This is a genomic window from Streptomyces sp. DSM 41931 (assembly GCF_050271085.1).
Taxonomy (GTDB): Bacteria; Actinomycetota; Actinomycetes; order Streptomycetales; family Streptomycetaceae; genus Streptomyces; species Streptomyces albogriseolus.
On sequence record NZ_CP189902.1, the window covers coordinates 1,711,954 to 1,729,251 of the forward strand.

At 71.5% G+C, this 17,298-nt stretch carries 15 protein-coding genes; 1 reads left to right on the forward strand and 14 read right to left on the reverse strand.

Translation table 11 applies throughout. The features are described from left to right. Nucleotides 1-2 precede the first annotated feature (2 nt). From ACP7TJ_RS08110 to rsmH, 14 genes are all read right to left on the reverse strand, one after another. Nucleotides 3-644, reverse strand: a complete 642-nt coding sequence (locus ACP7TJ_RS08110) for a cell division protein SepF (protein ID WP_033273164.1) — start codon at nt 642-644, stop codon at nt 3-5. Nucleotides 645-772: 128 nt separating this feature from the next. After that, nucleotides 773-1,492: a YggS family pyridoxal phosphate-dependent enzyme gene (locus ACP7TJ_RS08115; RefSeq protein WP_427762624.1), complete on the reverse strand. Its 720-nt coding sequence runs from the start codon at nt 1,490-1,492 to the stop codon at nt 773-775. Beyond that, complete coding sequence (gene pgeF, locus ACP7TJ_RS08120) at nt 1,489-2,226, reverse strand: peptidoglycan editing factor PgeF (protein ID WP_266396346.1); 738 nt, start codon at nt 2,224-2,226, stop codon at nt 1,489-1,491. Before pgeF ends, ACP7TJ_RS08115 begins: the two co-directional genes overlap by 4 nt. Next, nucleotides 2,223-3,419 carry a cell division protein FtsZ gene (gene ftsZ, locus ACP7TJ_RS08125; RefSeq protein WP_006131293.1) on the reverse strand — a complete coding sequence of 399 codons (1,197 nt, stop codon included), beginning with the start codon at nt 3,417-3,419 and terminating at the stop codon, nt 2,223-2,225. The genes pgeF and ftsZ overlap by 4 nt, the downstream gene beginning before the upstream one ends. Before the next feature lie 289 nt (nt 3,420-3,708). Further along, a complete protein-coding gene (locus ACP7TJ_RS08130) occupies nt 3,709-4,503 on the reverse strand; it encodes a cell division protein FtsQ/DivIB (protein WP_193457465.1) in 795 nt (264 codons plus the stop codon). A gap of 25 nt (nt 4,504-4,528) precedes the next feature. Further along, nucleotides 4,529-5,623, reverse strand: coding sequence for an undecaprenyldiphospho-muramoylpentapeptide beta-N-acetylglucosaminyltransferase (gene murG, locus ACP7TJ_RS08135; protein WP_093766614.1), 1,095 nt, complete (start codon nt 5,621-5,623; stop codon nt 4,529-4,531). Nucleotides 5,624-5,629: 6 nt separating this feature from the next. Then, a complete protein-coding gene (ftsW, locus tag ACP7TJ_RS08140) occupies nt 5,630-6,982 on the reverse strand; it encodes a putative lipid II flippase FtsW (RefSeq protein WP_093766613.1) in 1,353 nt (450 codons plus the stop codon). An 86-nt stretch (nt 6,983-7,068) separates the two neighbouring features. Continuing rightward, nucleotides 7,069-8,487: a UDP-N-acetylmuramoyl-L-alanine--D-glutamate ligase gene (murD, locus tag ACP7TJ_RS08145; protein ID WP_266396352.1), complete on the reverse strand. Its 1,419-nt coding sequence runs from the start codon at nt 8,485-8,487 to the stop codon at nt 7,069-7,071. Further along, complete coding sequence (gene mraY, locus ACP7TJ_RS08150) at nt 8,469-9,539, reverse strand: phospho-N-acetylmuramoyl-pentapeptide-transferase (RefSeq protein WP_006131287.1); 1,071 nt, start codon at nt 9,537-9,539, stop codon at nt 8,469-8,471. Before mraY ends, murD begins: the two co-directional genes overlap by 19 nt. After that, nucleotides 9,539-10,969 carry a UDP-N-acetylmuramoyl-tripeptide--D-alanyl-D-alanine ligase gene (locus tag ACP7TJ_RS08155; protein WP_093766611.1) on the reverse strand — a complete coding sequence of 477 codons (1,431 nt, stop codon included), beginning with the start codon at nt 10,967-10,969 and terminating at the stop codon, nt 9,539-9,541. The genes mraY and ACP7TJ_RS08155 overlap by 1 nt, the downstream gene beginning before the upstream one ends. Before the next feature lie 4 nt (nt 10,970-10,973). Continuing rightward, nucleotides 10,974-12,494: a UDP-N-acetylmuramoyl-L-alanyl-D-glutamate--2,6-diaminopimelate ligase gene (locus tag ACP7TJ_RS08160; protein ID WP_093766610.1), complete on the reverse strand. Its 1,521-nt coding sequence runs from the start codon at nt 12,492-12,494 to the stop codon at nt 10,974-10,976. 171 nt (nt 12,495-12,665) lie between these two features. Further along, nucleotides 12,666-14,624 (reverse strand): peptidoglycan D,D-transpeptidase FtsI family protein, encoded by a 1,959-nt coding sequence (locus tag ACP7TJ_RS08165; protein ID WP_313896653.1) that lies wholly within the window; start codon nt 14,622-14,624, stop codon nt 12,666-12,668. A 5-nt stretch (nt 14,625-14,629) separates the two neighbouring features. Then, nucleotides 14,630-15,124, reverse strand: coding sequence for a septum formation initiator family protein (locus tag ACP7TJ_RS08170; protein ID WP_266545550.1), 495 nt, complete (start codon nt 15,122-15,124; stop codon nt 14,630-14,632). A gap of 85 nt (nt 15,125-15,209) precedes the next feature. Continuing rightward, complete coding sequence (gene rsmH / locus ACP7TJ_RS08175) at nt 15,210-16,166, reverse strand: 16S rRNA (cytosine(1402)-N(4))-methyltransferase RsmH (RefSeq protein WP_093767997.1); 957 nt, start codon at nt 16,164-16,166, stop codon at nt 15,210-15,212. Between the two features lie 412 nt (nt 16,167-16,578). Between rsmH and ACP7TJ_RS08180 the strand changes: the two genes are divergently transcribed. Next, nucleotides 16,579-17,127: a beta-class carbonic anhydrase gene (locus ACP7TJ_RS08180; protein ID WP_093767996.1), complete on the forward strand. Its 549-nt coding sequence runs from the start codon at nt 16,579-16,581 to the stop codon at nt 17,125-17,127. Nucleotides 17,128-17,298 lie beyond the last annotated feature (171 nt).

The following is a 17,298-nucleotide window of genomic DNA, read 5'->3' on the forward strand; positions in this document are numbered from 1 at the left end:
TCTCAGCTCTGGTTGAAGAACCCGCCCTCTGCGATGCGGGCCTTGTCCTCCGCCGTGACATCGACGTTAGCAGGCGACAACAGGAACACCTTCTGCGTCACCCGCTCGATGCTGCCGTGAAGACCAAACACCAAACCGGCCGCAAAGTCGACAAGTCGCTTCGCGTCTGTGTCATCCATCTCAGTCAAATTCATGATCACCGGGGTGCCCTCACGGAAGTGTTCCCCGATGGTACGGGCCTCGTTGTAGGTCCGGGGGTGAAGCGTGGTGATCCGGTAAGGCTCTCGTTCCGACACGACCTTGGGCATGATCACCGGTGCGTTCTTCTCCAGGCTGGCGCGTTCTTGTGTGATGGATGCCACGGGCGCGATCCGCGCCGGGCGTGGCGATTCCGCGGGCAGCGAAGCGGAACGGGACACCGGTTCGCGGGGCGCGGGCGGGTGGACGACTCGTACCTCTTCGTCCCTTTGGGGCTGATGTGTTCCGTGGGACTGGTGCGACGGCTCGTGCCGCCGGTGGTCCCGCTCCGGCTCCGGGTCGAGTTCCGGTTCGAAATCGTCGTCTGGGTCGAATCCGCGGCCGTCGTACCCATCGTCCTCCACGAGGCCGAGGTAGACCGCCATCTTGCGCATCGCGCCGGCCATGCTCCGAGTCCTCCGCTCTGTGGTGGATCCGCTGACGACCGCCAAGTGCCCGCGATCCACTGGGTCCTTGCTCCGCCGTTGGGCGGAAATGACCATATTTTCTGCTGTGGTCCGACTTCTTGGCGACGTTACCCGAGCCTGGGGCGGACTCCGAGTACCGCACTGCCGACGCGCACATGTGTCGCTCCGGCGGCCACGGCCTGTTCGAGATCCGCACTCATCCCTGCCGACACCATGTTCGCAGCCGGATGGGTCCGGCGCAGGTCGGTCGACAAATCCATCAACCGCTCGAACGCCGCCTGTTGGCGGCCTGCGTACCCCCCGGTGAGCGGCGCGACGGTCATCAGGCCGTCCAGCCGCAGCCCTTCGGCCCCGGCCACCAGGTCGGCCAGCTCCGCGACGCCCGAGGGCGCCACGCCGCCGCGCTCGCCCCGGCCGTCGGCGCCGGCGTCGAACGCCACCTGGACGAGGCAGCCGACCTCACGCCCGGCCCGGACGGCCTCCTTGGAGAGCGCCGACACAAGACGGGCACGATCGACAGACTGCACGACATCGGCATAACCGACCACCGAACGCACCTTGTTGGTCTGAAGTTGACCGACGAAATGCCATACAAGGGGCAGATCCGCGCAGGCCGCCGCCTTCGGGGCGGCGTCCTGGTCGCGGTTCTCGGCGACGTGCCGCACGCCGAGTCCGGAGAGGACGCGCACGTCGCTCGCGGGCCAGGTCTTGGTGACCACGATGAGCGTCACCTCGTCGCGTCCGCGACCGGCCGCGTCGCACGCGGCGGCGATCCGCTCCTCCACTCTCGCCAGGTTCGCGGCGAGTTCTTCCTCACGGTCCGTCATGTCCTTGGGTCCAACCACACATAACTCGCGAGCCGCCCGGTGGTGCGGTCGCGACGGTACGAGAAGTGATCGTCCGACTCCCGTGTGCACACGGGCGAGCGCCCGGCGCCGACGACGCCCAGCCGCTCGAGTTGCGCGTGCACACCCGCGACGACGTCGACCGCCGGGGTGCCCCAGCCGGTCTCGGCGTACGCCGCCGGCTCGACGGCGGCCACGTCGGCGCGCATCTGCTCCGGCACCTCGTAGCACCGGCCGCACACCGCGGGCCCGGTGCGCGCGACGATCCGGGCGGGGTCGGCGCCCAGGCCGGTCATGGCCCGCACCGCGGCCGGGACCACCCCGGCGACCAGTCCGGGCCGGCCCGCGTGCGCCGCGGCGACGACACCCGCGACGGGGTCGGCCAGCAGCACCGGCACGCAGTCGGCGGTGAGCACGGCGAGGGCGAGTCCGCGCCGTGCGGTGACGATCGCGTCCACCTCGGGCACCGGACGGTCACCCCACGGCTCGTCGACGACGACCGCGTCGGCCCCGTGCACCTGGTTCATCCAGACCACGCGGGCCGGGTCCACGCCGAGCGCCCTGGCAGCCAGCTCCCGGTTGGCGCGCACCTTCTCCGGGTCGTCCCCGACCGCGCCCCCGAGGTTGAGCTCCTCATACGGAGCGGCGCTCACCCCGCCCCACCGGTCGGTGAAGCCGAAGTGCGCGCCGCTCACGCTCTCGCGCTGTCCTATCACTTCAGGAAGTCCGGGACGTCCAGTTCCTCGGCCGCGCTGTCGTAGCTCCGGGACGGCGGGACGGGCGGCTGGACAGCCGGGATGTCGGCCACGGGCTCGGGCGCCGGGGCCGGCTCCGGGTCCTCCTTCGGCGTGACGCTGCCGAGCGAGCCGAAGGACGGGCGGCTCTCCGGGCGGCCCGCCGGGGCGGGCTCCTCGCGCTTGACCGAGGAGGAGCCGAGGACGTTGTCCCGCTTGGCGGGCGGCTGGCCGCCGTCGAAGCCGGCGGCGATGACGGTGACCCGCACCTCGTCGCCGAGGGCGTCGTCGATCACGGCGCCGAAGATGATGTTGGCCTCCGGGTGGGCGGCCTCGCTGACCAGCTGGGCGGCCTCGTTGATCTCGAAAAGGCCGAGGTCGGAGCCGCCGGAGATGGAGAGCAGGACCCCGCGGGCGCCGTCGATGGACGCCTCCAGCAGCGGGGAGGAGATGGCCATCTCGGCCGCGGCCACCGCGCGGTCGTCGCCGCGGGCCGAGCCGATGCCCATGAGGGCCGAACCGGCCTCGGACATGACCGACTTGACATCGGCGAAGTCGAGGTTGATGAGGCCGGGGGTGGTGATGAGGTCGGTGATGCCCTGGACACCGGAGAGCAGGACCTGGTCGGCCGACTTGAAGGCGTCGAGAACCGACACCTGGCGGTCCGAGATGGACAGCAGCCGGTCGTTGGGGATCACGATGAGGGTGTCGACCTCTTCGCGGAGCTCCGCGATGCCGTCCTCGGCCTGGTTCGCGCGGCGCCGTCCCTCGAAGGTGAACGGGCGCGTGACCACGCCGATGGTGAGGGCCCCGAGGGAGCGGGCGATGTTGGCCACGACGGGCGCGCCGCCGGTGCCGGTGCCGCCGCCTTCACCGGCCGTCACGAAGACCATGTCGGCCCCCTTGAGGACCTCCTCGATCTCCTCGCGGTGGTCCTCGGCGGCCTTGCGGCCGACGGCCGGGTTCGCTCCGGCGCCGAGTCCGCGGGTGAGTTCACGGCCGACGTCGAGCTTGACGTCGGCGTCGCTCATCAACAGCGCCTGCGCGTCGGTGTTGATGGCGATGAACTCGACGCCCTTGAGACCGACCTCGATCATCCGGTTGATGGCATTGACACCACCGCCGCCGACACCGATGACTTTGATGACTGCGAGGTAGTTCTGCGGTGCTGCCACGTCGAAGGCCTCTCGCCTCGAGTTACGTGTCGCCGGGGCGCCGGAGCAACTGCTGCCCCCGCGATCCGACGACTGATGCCGAATGGGACGGTCCGTAGCGCCGACCCGAACCCTAACGTTGAAGTTTAGGGTTACCAGTGTGTCTGTTCCCTGGAGTCTTCTGAACAGGACACTAAGTCGACACGTGGCGCACGTTCAACGAACACGCCGAACCTCCCGTTTTTCTTTTCACCCTATGTGATCAGCCGTGTCGCTGCCCAACCAGGGTCCTGGCCTGCGCAGATGTGCGTCAACTCCCTGATGACGCCGGGGCGCTGGGAACACTGACGTCGAAGTGCCGTGCGTCCGGCTCCGCTTTCATCAGCGCGGTGAGGGCACGCGCCTTCTGCGCCCCCTTCTCACTGCTGCCCCAGTCGACGGTACGGCCGTCCGTGAGTTCCAGCGAGACGGCGTCGTAGGAACGGACCTTGACGCTGCGCGTCTTCGAAGCGAGGGACTCGGGGACGGCGCCGGCCACGCGTACCGCCTCCCGCACCAGACGGTCCTCGCCGAAACGCCGGAGGCTGGCCGCCGCGGAACCGGAACGGGAGAGATCCATCTTCAGCTCGGGTACCCCCTCGGGGGCCTTCGACACGGTCGCGAAACGGACGCCGTCGTCGTCCACTTCGACGAACTCGCCGCCCTGGTGGACGAGGAGGACGGGGGTGCGTTCGGTGACCCGGAGCTTGATCTCGTCGGGCCAGGCGCGGACCACCTCGACGGTGTCGATGCGGGGCAGCGTCTTGGCGGCGCGCCTCTCGATGGCCCCGGTGTCGACCGAGACGAGCTGCTCCCCGAGCGGCACGTCGGCCGCCTTCCGGACCTGGTCCGGTGTCAGGACGTCCGTCCCGGACACCGAGACCCGCTCGACGCGGACCAGGTCGGAGCCGTACAGCAGCCAGAAGGCGCCGCTGCCGAGGAACAGCAGGGCGACCGTCGATGTGATGATCAGACGAAGACGTCGTCGCCGTACGGCTCGTACGGGCGGCGGGCCGGACGACTCCCGCTTGCGTTCACCGCGCTCGGCGGTCGTCGATCCGGCCACGCTCCCTGCCTTCCGTCACATGCCTCTACCTGTGGGCACGGGCGGCGACCGCCTCGTACACCATGCCGACGAGCAGCTCGTCGGCGTCCCGGCGGCCGAACTCGCTCGCGGCGCGGGACATCTCGTACAGCCGGTGCGGGTCGGCGAGCACGGGCAGCACGTTCTGCTGGATCCACTCCGGCGTCAGCTCCGCGTCGTCGACCAGCATTCCGCCGCCCGCCTTCACCACCGGCTGGGCGTTGAGCCGCTGTTCGCCGTTGCCGATGGGCAGCGGGACGTAGGCGGCCGGGAGTCCGACGGCGGAGAGCTCGGCGACGGTCATCGCGCCCGCGCGGCAGAGCATCATGTCCGCCGCCGCGTACGCGAGGTCCATCCGGTCCAGGTAACTTACCGGGATGTACGGGGGCATGCCCGGCATCTGCTGCACCTGCGGCAGTTCGTTCTTCGGGCCGACCGCGTGCAGGATCTGGATGCCCGCCTGCTGCAGCCACGGGGCGACCTGCTGGACGACCTCGTTGAGCCGGCGGGCGCCCTGCGAGCCGCCGGAGACCAGCAGCGTCGGCAGGTTGGGGTCGAGCCCGAACGCGGCGCGCGCCTCGGGGCGCACGGCGGCCCGGTCGAGGGTGGCGATGGTGTGCCGCAGCGGGATGCCGATGTAGCGCGCGTTGCGCAGCTTGCTGTCCGGGGTGGCGACGGCGACCTGGGCGGCGTACCGGGACCCGATCTTGTTGGCCAGGCCGGGGCGGGCGTTGGCCTCGTGGATGACGATCGGCACGCCGAGGCGCTTGGCCGCGAGGTAGCCGGGCAGCGCGACGTAACCGCCGAAGCCGACCACGACGTCGGCCCGGGTGCGCTCCAGGATCTGCTCGGTCGCCTTGATGGTGCCGCGCAGCCGGCCCGGAACGGTGATCAGCTCGGGGGTCGGCTTGCGTGGCAGCGGGACGGCGGGGATCAGCGCCAGTTCGTACCCGCGCTCGGGTACGAGACGGGTCTCCAGGCCGCGCTCCGTGCCCAGGGCCGTGATGCCCACGGACGGATCCTGCCTGCGCAGCGCGTCCGCGAGGGCGAGCGCGGGCTCGATGTGGCCCGCGGTTCCTCCGCCGGCGAGTACGACATGCACCGAAATTCACCGCTCTCCGGACGAACGCGCCCCCGGGGCACGCCGTCGCATCGTGTTCCATCTCCGGGGCCGCTGAGAACCCCCGATCCGCTTTCTACCAAAGCGGGGTTGCCGCATCGCAAGCGCCATCCGCGCAGCGGGGTCCTCACGCGCGAAGGCGATGAGCAGCCCGATGGCGAACATGGTCGGCAGCAGGGCGGACCCGCCGTAGGAGAACAGCGGGAGCGGGACTCCGGCGATCGGCAGCAGACCGAGCACCGCACCGATGTTGATCACGGCCTGCGCCGTGATCCAGGTGGTCACGCCTCCCGCGGCATACCTGACGAAGGGGTCCTCCGTGCGTCCGGCCACGCGGATACCCGCATAGCCTAGAGCGGCGAACAGGGCGAGCACCGACAGCGTCCCCGCCAGGCCCAGTTCCTCACCGGTGACGGCGAAAATGAAGTCCGTGTGCGCTTCGGGCAGTTCACCCCATTTCTCCAGACTCGCCCCGAGTCCGGAACCGAAGATCCCGCCGGAGGCCAGGGCGTAGATGCCGTGCACGGCCTGCCAGCAGTCGACCGGGCCGGTCTGCGGCTCGGTGGCGCCGAGACAGGCGAGCCGGGCCATGCGGTTCTCGCTGGTGCGGATGAGGATCGCGCCGAGCAGCGCGGCGACCGCCAGCACCCCGGCGAACAGCCGGGTCGGGGCGCCCGCCAGCCACAGCAGGCCGAAGAGGATCGCGGTGAGGATGATGGCGGTGCCCATGTCGCCGCCGAGCATGATCAGCCCGAGCAGCATGAACGCGGCCGGCACCAGCGGCACCAGCATGTGCTTCCACTGGGTCAGCAGCCGCTTGTCCTGTTTGCGGGCGAGCAGGTCGGCGCCCCACAGCACCAGCGCCAGCTTGCCGAACTCGCTGGGCTGGAGCTGGAAACTGCCGCCGAGCGCGAGCCAGTTCTGGTTGCCGTTGACCGCGACTCCTATCCCCGGCACCTGCACCAGGGCCATCAGGAAGACGGCCCCCGCGAGGATGGGGTAGGCGAGCGCCCGGTGCAGCTTCACCGGCATCCGGGACGCCACCAGCAGCAGCACGGCGCCGATCACGGCGGCCAGCAGTTGCTTGCGGAAGAAGTACGACCCCGGCAGCGACATCTGCAGCGCCGTGATCTGGGACGCCGAGTAGACCATCACCAGACCCAGCACGGTGATCAGCAGACTGCCGCCGAGGATGACGTAGTACGCGGTCAGCGGCCGGTCCCAGGCCCTGCGCGCCCGGGGCACCAGGGTGCGCAGGGGGTTCTCGCGCGGGGGGCGGGGCGCGACGGGGGGCCGGGCGGCCCGCTGGACGGGCGGCCGGCCGGTACGGCTACTGGACATCACGACCTCCGCGGTACGCCGGCCAACAGGTCTCGGACGGTCCCACGCGTCCCTCCCAAGGTCGCCCGGCGCCGGGGCGGCCGGGGTCAGGCGCCGAGCTCGCGCACCGCCTGTGCGAACGCGTCACCGCGCTTGTTGTAGTTGGCGAACATGTCCATCGAGGCGCAGGCCGGGGCCAGCAGCACCGTGTCACCGGGGCGTGCCAGCCGCCGCGCCTCCTGGACGGCCTGGAGCATCGCCCCAGTGTCGGTCCGCTCGAGGTCGACCACGGGGACTTCCGGGGCGTGTCGCGCGAGGGCTTCACGGATCAGGGCGCGGTCCCGGCCGATCAGCACGGCGCCGCGCAGCCGCTGCGCCGCCCCGGCGACGAGTTCGTCGAAGGTGGCGCCCTTGGCGAGTCCGCCGGCGATCCACACGACGGAGTCGTACGCCGCCAACGAGGCCTGGGCGGCATGCGTGTTGGTGGCCTTGGAGTCGTCGACGTACGCCACGCCGTCCACGTCCGCCACGTGCGCGATGCGGTGGGCGTCCGGGGTGAAGTTCCGCAGCCCTTCCCGCACGGCGCTCGCGGGCACCCCGTAGGCGCGCGCGAGGGCCGCCGCGGCAAGGGCGTTGGCGATGTTGTGCGGGGCGGCCGGCTTCACGTCGGCGACCTCGGCGAGCTCCTGGGCGTTCTTCTGCCGGTTCTCCACGAACGCGCGGTCGACCAGGAGGCCCTCGACGACGCCGAGTTGGGAGGGGCCGGGGGTGCCGAGGGTGAAGCCGACGGCGCGGCAGCCCTCCTCGACGTCGGCCTCGCGGACGAGGTCCTCGGTGGCCTTGTCGGCGGTGTTGTAGACGCAGGCGACGCGGTTGCCCTCGTAGATGCGGCCCTTGTCCTTCGCGTACGCCTCCATGGAGCCGTGCCAGTCGAGGTGGTCGGGCGCCAGATTGAGGACGGCGGCGGAGTGGGCGCGCAGCGAGGGCGCCCAGTGGAGCTGGTAGCTGGACAGCTCCACGGCGAGCACGTCGTACTCCTCGTCGCCGAGTACCGCGTCGAGGAGGGAGACGCCGATGTTGCCGACGGCGGCGGTGCGCAGGCCGGCCGCCTCCAGGATGGAGGCGAGCATCTGCACGGTGGTGGTCTTGCCGTTGGTGCCGGTGACCGCGAGCCAGTCCGCCGCCCCGGGCTTCCTGAGCCGCCAGGCGAGTTCGACGTCGCCCCACACCGGCACCCCGGCCGCGTCCGCCGCCGCGAACAGCGGCTTGTCCGGCTTCCAGCCGGGCGCGGTGACGATCAGCTCGGTGCCGTCGGGCAGGGTGTCGCCGTCCCCGAGGCGGACGGTGACGCCGAGCGCCTCCAGTTCCGCGGCCTGTTCGCGGGCCCGGGCGTCGTCGCCGTCGTTGACGACGGTGACCTTCGCGCCGAGTCCGTGGAGCGCCTTGGCCGCGGGGACGCCGGAGACGCCGAGTCCCGCGACGGTGACGTGCTTGCCCTGCCAGTCGGTCACTTGTCCGCTGCCCATCCCGCGTAGAAGAGGCCGAGTCCGACGATCACACAGATGCCCTGGATGATCCAGAAGCGGACCACCACAAGGACCTCGGACCAGCCTTTGAGTTCGAAGTGGTGCTGGAGCGGCGCCATCCGGAAGACCCGCTTACCGGTGAGCCGGAACGAGCCGACCTGGATGACCACCGACATGGTGATGAGGACGAACAGGCCGCCGAGGATGGCGAGCAGCAGCTCGGTGCGGGAGCAGATCGCGAGACCCGCGAGCACACCGCCGAGCGCCAGCGAACCGGTGTCGCCCATGAAGATCTTGGCCGGGGAGGTGTTCCACCACAGGAAGCCCAGGCAGGAACCCATCAGCGCGGAGGCCACCACGGCGAGGTCCAGCGGGTCGCGCACCTCGTAGCAGGCGCCCGGGTTGGTCAGCGTCTCGCCGTTGGCGCAGGACTCCTGGAACTGCCAGACGCCGATGAAGGTGTAGGCGCCGAAGACGAGCACGGAGGCGCCGGTGGCCAGACCGTCCAGGCCGTCGGTGAGGTTCACGCCGTTCGACATCGCGAGGATCATGAACAGCGCCCAGATCACGAACAGCACCGGGCCGATGGTCCAGCCGAAGTCCGTGATGAACGACAGCTTCGTGGAGGCGGGGGTCTGCCCGCGGGAGTCCGCGAACTGCAGGGACAGCACCGCGAAGGCGACACCGACGATCAGCTGGCCGGCCATTTTCGCCTTGGCCCGCAGACCCAGCGAACGCCGCTTGACGATCTTGATGTAGTCGTCGAGGAAGCCGACCAGGCCCATGCCGACCATCAGGCCCAGCACCAGCACGCCGGAGTACCGCGGCGACTCGCCGCTGATCACCTTGGAGAGGAAGTAGGCGGCGACCGTCGACAGGATGAAGGCGATGCCGCCCATCGTCGGCGTACCGCGCTTGCTGGCGTGCTCGCGCGGGCCGTCGTCGCGGATGTACTGCCCGTATCCCTTGCGGGCGAGCAGCTTGATCAGCAGCGGCGTGCCGATCAGGGTCAGGAAAAGGCCAATGACTCCTGCGAACAGGACCTGATTCATCATCGGGCGGCGACCTCACCCTCGGCACCGGTCTCGAGCAGCGCCTGCGCCACGCTCTCGAGCCCGACCGAACGGGACGCCTTCACGAGTACGACATCCCCCGGGCGCAATTCGCTGCGCAACAGGTCGACCGCCGCCTGTGCGTCGGACACGTGCACCGACTCCTCACCCCACGAACCCTCGTTATATGCGCCCAGTTGCAGCCAGGCGGCTTCCCTGCCCCCGACCGCGACGAGCTTGCTGACGTTGAGCCGGACGGCGAGCCGTCCGACCGCGTCGTGCTCGGCGAGCGCCTCGTCCCCGAGCTCGGCCATCTTGCCGAGCACCGCCCACGTGCGTCCCCCTTTCGCCCGTGAGGCTTCGCCCATCGCCGCCAGCGCACGCAGCGCGGCCTTCATGGACTCGGGGTTCGCGTTGTAGGCGTCGTTGACGACCGTCACGCCGTCCGGTCGCTCGGTGACCTCCATGCGCCAGCGGGAGAGGGAGCCCGCCTCGGAGAGCGCGCGGGCGATCTCGTCTGCGGACATGCCCAACTCGTGGGCGACGGCGGCCGCGGCGAGCGCGTTCGACACGTGATGCTCACCGTACAGGCGCATGGTCACATCGCTTGCACCGGAGGGTGTGTGAAGCCTGAAGGAGGGCTGTCCGCTGTCCGTGAGTCGCACGTTCTCGGCGGAGACGTCCGCTTCGCCGGACTCTCCGAAAAGGATCACCTTCGCCTTCGTACGGGAGGCCATGGCGCGGACGTAGGGGTCGTCCGCGTTGAGGACCGCGACACCGCCCTCCTCGGCCGGGGGGAGGGACTCCACGAGTTCGCCCTTGGCCTGGGCGATCTGCTCGCGGCCGCCGAACTCGCCGATGTGGGCGGAGCCGACGTTCAGCACGAGACCGATCCTCGGCGGCGTCAGCCCGGTGAGGTAGCGGATGTGGCCGATGCCGCGCGCACCCATCTCCAGCACGAGGAACTTCGTCTCCTCGGTGGCGGTGAGCGCGGTCAGCGGCAGCCCGATCTCGTTGTTGAGGGAGCCGGGGGTGAAGACGGTCGGCGCCTTGCTCCGCAGCACCTGGGCGATCAGGTCCTTGGTGCTGGTCTTGCCGGCCGACCCGGTGAGGGCGACGAGGGTGGCGCCGAGCCGGGCGACGACGTGCCGGGCGAGGGCGCCGAGGGCGGCCTGGACGTCCTCCACGACGATCGCGGGCACCCCGACCGGCCGGGAGGCGAGCACGGCGACCGCGCCCGCCTCGACGACCTGGGCCGCGAAATCGTGGCCGTCCACGCGCTCGCCGACGAAGGCGACGAAGAGGCTGCCCGGACCCGCCTCCCGCGAGTCCCGGACCACCTCGCCGGTGACCAGGACGGAGGGGTCCGGTATGTCGTGCGTCTGCCCGCCGACGACTTCTGCGATCTCGGCGAGGGAGAGGGCGATCACAAGTTCATCCCTGGGTCTTCTTGATTGCTTCGCGAAGCACCTGGCGGTCGTCGAACGGACGCACCACCCCGGCGATGTCCTGTCCCAGCTCGTGGCCCTTGCCGGCGACCAGCACGGTGTCGCCGGGCTCGGCCCGGGCGACGGCGGCGGCGATCGCGGCGGCGCGGTCCTCGAAGACCTGGACCTCGCCGCGCTGGTGGGCGGGCACCGAGGCCGCGCCCTGGAGCATCGCGGCGAGGATCGCCAGCGGGTCCTCGGAGCGGGGGTTGTCGGAGGTCAGTACGGCGGTGTCGGCGAGCCGCGCGGCGGCCGCGCCCATCGGCTCCCGCTTGGTGACGTCACGGTCGCCGCCGCAGCCGAGCACCACGTGCACCCGGCCCTCGGTGACCTTGCGCAGGGCGCGCAGCACCGACTCCACGGCGTCCGTCTTGTGGGCGTAGTCCACGACCGCCAGGTACGGCTGGCCCACGTCGACGCGCTCCAGACGGCCGGGCACGCCCGGCACGGCGGCGACGCCGTCGGCGGCGGCCTGCGGGTCGAGTCCGGCGGCGGCCAGCGCGACGATCGCGGCCAGGGAGTTGGCCACGTTGAACGGGCCGGGCAGCGGCGAGCGGGCGGTGATCCGCTCGCCCCCCGGCCCGACCACGGTGAACGTCGAGTCCAGCGGGCCGACGTGGACGTCCTCGGCGCGCCAGTCGGCGTCCGGGTGCCCCTCGGCGGAGTAGGTGACGACCGGGACGCCGGCCTCCTTGACCAGGCGGCGGCCGTACTCGTCGTCCACGTTGACCACGCCGAGCCGGCTGCGGGCGGGCGTGAACAGCTGCGCCTTGGCCTGGAAGTAGTCCTCCATCCCGGAGTGGAACTCCATGTGCTCCGGGCTGAGGTTGGTGAAGACGGCGATGTCGAAGACGCAGCCGTCGACCCGGCCGAGGACCAGGGCGTGGCTGGAGACCTCCATGGCCACGGCCTCGGTGCCGCGCTCGCGCATGACCGCGAACAGCGCCTGGAGGTCGGTGGCCTCGGGCGTGGTGCGCTCGGACTTGATGCGCTCGTCGCCGATGCGCATCTCGACCGTGCCGATCAGTCCCGTGCTGCGGACGGTCCGCAGACCGCCCTCGACGAGGTAGGCGGTGGTGGTCTTGCCGGAGGTGCCGGTGATGCCGATCTGGAGCAGATCGCGACCGGGGTGGCCGTAGATGGTGGCGGCCAGTTCGCCCATCCGCGCCCGCGGGTCGTCCACCACCAGGGCGGGCAGCCCGGTCGCGGCGACGCGTTCGGCGCCCGCCGGGTCGGTGAGCACCGCGGCGGCGCCGAGTCCGGCGGCCTGGGTGACGAAGTCGGCGCCGTGGACGCGGGCGCCGGGGAGCGCGGCGTACAGGTCCCCGGGCCGGACGGCGCGCGAGTCATGGGTGATGCCCGTGACCTCGGCGGTCTGCGCGGGTGCGGGGACACCCAGCTGACCGGCGAGTTCCGCGAGAGATGTGGCGGAGACCTGGTCCGGACGGGGCGGCCCCGGATATGTCACGGGTTGGCCCTTCTGGGTGGTTTGGGACTGATCAGCGTGTGGCACGGCGGTGAGCGTACCGGGCGTACCGCTCGGCGGGCCAAGCGAGGGGCCGCGGGGGCTCTGGTTCCCGGGGTCGGGGGTGATCGTTGTCACGAGGTGGTTCCTGGTGGCTCGGTGCTCGGTACGGGGTCAGGGCTTGAAGGTGACCGGCAGGGCGGCGGGGGCGGCGCCGGTGGGCGGGACCTGGAGGGTCTTCAGGGAGAACTCCATGACCTGCTTGAAGACGGGGCCGCAGATCTGGCCGCCGAAGTAGCTGCCCCGGGTGGCGTTCTGGATGACGCAGTAGACGGTGATCCGGGGCTTGTCGGCGGGCGCGAACCCGGCGAAGGACGAGGTGTATCCGTGGTACTTGCCGGTGGCCGGATCCACGCGGTTCGCCGTACCGGTCTTGCCCGCGACCCGGTACCCCGGGATGCGCGCCTTGGTGCCGGTGCCCTCCTCGTCGTCGACGACCGACTCCAGCATCTGCGCGAGGGTCTTCGCCGTCTTCTCGCTGACGACCCGTGTCTTCTCGGGCTCGGGGGCGGGCGTGAAGCGCCCGTCGGGGCCCTTGGAGCCGCGGACGAGGGTGGGCTCGACGCGGACGCCGCCGTTGGCGATGGTCGAGTAGACGGAGGCGGCCTGCATGGCGTTGATGGACACGCCCTGGCCGAAAGGAATCGTGTACTGCTGCGAGGTGGACCACTGGTCCGGCGGGGCCAGGATGCCCTTGGTCTCGCCCGGGAAGCCCAGCCCGGTGTGGCTGCCGAGGCCGAACTCGCGCAGGTAGTCGTACAGCACCTTGTTGGCCTGGGACTGAGTTCTGCCGAGCTGGCCGGTGGCGAGGATCGTGCCGATGTTGCTGGACTTGGCGAGGACGCCGTTGAGCGTCAGGTACCAGGTCGGGTGGTCGATGTCGTCCTTGAACAGCCGGTCGCCGCGGTGCAGCCGGTTGGGCACCACGACATGGGTGCCGGGGGTGGCGACGTTCTCCTCCAGCACGGCCGCCATGGACAGCACCTTGGCCGTGGAGCCCGGTTCGAAGGCGTCCTGGAGGGCCGCGTTGCCGAGCGTCCTGGGGTCGGCGTGGGACAGGTCGTTGGGGTCGAAGCCCGGGGCGTTGGCCATGGCCAGGACCTCGCCGGTGCGGGTGTCCTGCACGATGACGTAGCCGCGGTCGGCCGCGGACTCCTCCACCTGCTTGCTGATGGCGTTCTGCGCCGCCCACTGGATGTCGCGGTCGATGGTGAGCTCGATGTCGTCGCCGGGCACGGCCGGGGTCTCCGTGGAGCCGGCGGTGGGCACCAGACGGCCGCCGGACTGGGCGTAGCGGATCTTGCCCTCCTCGCCGGCCAGCCGCTCCTCGAGCTGGAGCTCGACGCCGCCGCTGCCCTTGCCCTCGGCGTTGACCCAGCCCAGTATCCCGGCGGCGAGCTCGTTGTTCGGGTACACGCGCTTGCTGGTGGGCACGGAGAAGACGCCGGCCAGCACGTTCACGGTCGACGTGTCGGTCTCGGCCTTGGTGGCCAGGGCGGCCTTGAGGTCCTTGATCTGGTTCCAGACCTGCGGGGTCTGCCGCCCGGCCAGCTTGACGTAGCGCAGCGACGGGTTGTCCGGCCGCAGCTTGCGGACCAGGTCCTCCTGGTCCGCGCCGAGGATGGGGGCGAGCAGCGCCGCGGCCTGCTCGGGCCCGTCGTCGATCTTCAGCTCGTCCGGGGCGAACATCGTGGGGTCGGCGGTGATGTCGTAGGCGTCCTCGCTGGTGGCGAGGGCCACGCCGTTGCGGTCGGTGATCTCGCCGCGCTCGGCGGCCAGCACCTGGCCCACGTAGCGGTTGCGCTCGGCCTTGCCGGCGTAGGTGCTCGCGTCGACGGCCTGGACCTGGACCAGGCGGACGACGAAGGCGAGCATGACGAGGGTGAGACCCACGCCGACCAGGCGCAGCCGGGGGCGCGGGCTGCCCAGCCGGATGGTCTTCGGGGCGCCGGGGCGCGGTCCGCCGGGCCGGCGGGCCGGGCGGGCGCCGGGGCCGGTGCGGCCGCGGGCGGCCGGACGGACGGGCCGGGCGGGTCCGGGCACCCGGCGGCGGGGCGGTTGCCTGTCGGACACTTCCGTCACCTGCCGGGGGTCGGGGCGTGCGGGGAACGGGGGGCGGCCTCCGGGGACGGCGGCGGGGCCGTCGCCGTGGCCAGCGCCTCGGGCGCGAGGACCAGGGGGGCGCGGGCGGCGGAGGCCGCGCTGGGCACGCCCTTGACCTTGCCGTCGGGGCCGAGGAAGGCGGGGTCGCCGCCGGGCACCATGCCGAGCTCGCGGGCGCGGCGCTGGAGGGCGTCGGGGGCGGAGTAGGCGTCGATGTCGCGCTGCAGGGCCTGCTCCTCGTCCGTGAGCTCCTTGGTCTCCCGCTGGAGGTCGTCGAGGCGGAACGCGCCCTCGCTGAGCGCGGAGTTCAGCACCAGCAGGCCGATCAGACCGCCGCCGAGGAGCAGGACCACGAGGAGCACGAAGGGGGTGCGGGCCGCCTGGGCGCGGCCGGTGGGCAGGAGGTGCGCGAGCCGGGCCGCCCTCCCCCGCAGCTCGGGCCGCCCCTTCAGTTCGGGTTTCCTGGTCACTCACGCTCCCCTGAGTTCGCTCGTCCCGCCCGTTCGCCCGGCCGCCGCCCGTCGCGGGGCCGGCCCGCGCCTCACCGCGGCCGCCTCACTCGACGTCCTCCCGGATGCGCTCCGCGCCGCGCAGCCGCGCGGGGGCCGCACGGCGGTTCTCGGCGATCTCCTCCTCGGTGGGAAGTTCGGCACCGCGCGTGAGCAGCTTGAGCCGCGGCTGGTACTGCTCGGGGACGACCGGGAGGCCGGGCGGGGCGGTGGTGGCGGCGCCCGCCGCGAACACCTGCTTGACCAGCCGGTCCTCCAGGGAGTGGTACGACAGCACGGCGATGCGGCCGCCGACGTCCAGGGCCTTCACGGCCGCCGGGACGGCCCGCTCCAGTACCGACAGCTCGCCGTTGACCTCGATCCGCAGGGCCTGGAAGGTGCGCTTGGCCGGGTTGCCGCCGGTGCGCTTGGCGGCCTGCGGCAGCGCGTCGCGGATCAGCTCGACCAGGCGGGCGCTGGTGGTGAAGGGCTCCTTCTCGCGCTCCCGGACGATGGCGGCCACGATCCGCTTGGCCTGCTTCTCCTCGCCGTAGGCGCGCAGGATGCGGACCAGCTCGCCGGGCGGGTAGGTGTTGAGGACCTCGGCGGCGCTGACGCCGGCCGTCTGGTCCATGCGCATGTCGAGGGGGGCGTCCTGGGCGTAGGCGAAGCCGCGGCCGGCCTCGTCGAGCTGCATCGAGGACACCCCGAGGTCGAACAGGATCCCCTGCACGCGCGGGATGCCGAGGCGGCCGAGGACGTCGGGGAGCTCGTCGTAGACGGCGTGCACCAGGGTGGCACGGTCGCCGAAGGGGGCGAGCCGCTCACCGGACAGGCGCAGCGCCTCCTTGTCGCGGTCCAGGGCGACGAGCCGGGCCTCGGGGAAGCGGCTGAGCAGCGCCTCGCTGTGGCCGCCGAGGCCGAGCGTGCAGTCGACGACCACCGCGCCGGGCCGCTCCAGGGCGGGCGCCAGCAGGTCCAGGCACCGCTGGAGCATCACCGGGACGTGTCGACTCTTGCTCAAGGGGCCCTCTCAGATCCGGCGTGACGCTCACGCACCGCCGGGTTCCCGCCCTCCCGGTGAGGGGGCGGCCGGCGCCGGCAGGCGTCGGCCGGGCGGCGGCGGGAGGAGGCCGAGCCGTACGTACGCGCCGCGCACGCGGGAGATCCCCTGGTCGCGGCCGGGGGATCCGGGGAAGTCACAGCGGCGGGCGGTCACGCCTCCCGCTCCGCGTCACTTTAGTCCACGGTCCGGCCCGGTCAATCAACCGGACTGCGCGTCGCGGCCCGCGCGGGTCAAGAGGCGGATCGGACACATCACCCGCAGGAAGGGGGTCACACCACTCCTATGGGTTACCTCACACCAAGGTTCGCTGACGTTCTTTGTCGCCTGTCACAACACGCCTCACGCCCCCGTGACCAGTACCGTCATGGGTATGACGACTTCTGCATCCGTACCCGCCGGTTCCGGAAACGCCTCGGCCGGAGCCGGCACCGTGACCGACCGTCTGATCGAAGCCAACGAGCGTTACGCGGCCGCGTTCACCGACCCCGGGATGGACGCCCGTCCCGTCCTCCACGTCGCGGTGGTGGCCTGCATGGACGCCCGTCTCGACCTGCACGACGCGCTGGGCCTGTCGCTCGGCGACTGCCACACCATCCGCAACGCGGGCGGCGTCGTCACGGACGACGTGATCCGTTCGCTGACCATCAGCCAGCGGGCGCTGGGCACGCGCAGCGTGGTCCTCATCCACCACACCAACTGCGGCCTGGAATCCCTCACCGAGGAGTTCCGGCACGACCTCGAGATGGAGGTGGGACAGCGTCCGGCGTGGGCCGTGGAGGCCTTCCGGGACGTGGACCAGGACGTCCGCCAGTCGATGCAGCGCGTGCGGACCTCGCCGTTCCTGCTGCACACCGACGACGTGCGCGGGTTCGTCTTCGACGTGAAGACGGGTCTGCTGCGCGAGGTGGACCCCGCCTGACCCCGCCGCCCGTCCCGGGACCGGCCGCACCCGGAGAGCCGTCGAACGTCGTAAGAGCTGACATATCGCTGTCAGTTGTCCACAGGCGAGTGACACGAAACGGTAACGGCGGCAAGAATGCGGAAGTGGTGTCACGCGGAACTTTTCCCGCGTGACGCCCGTGATTCGGGG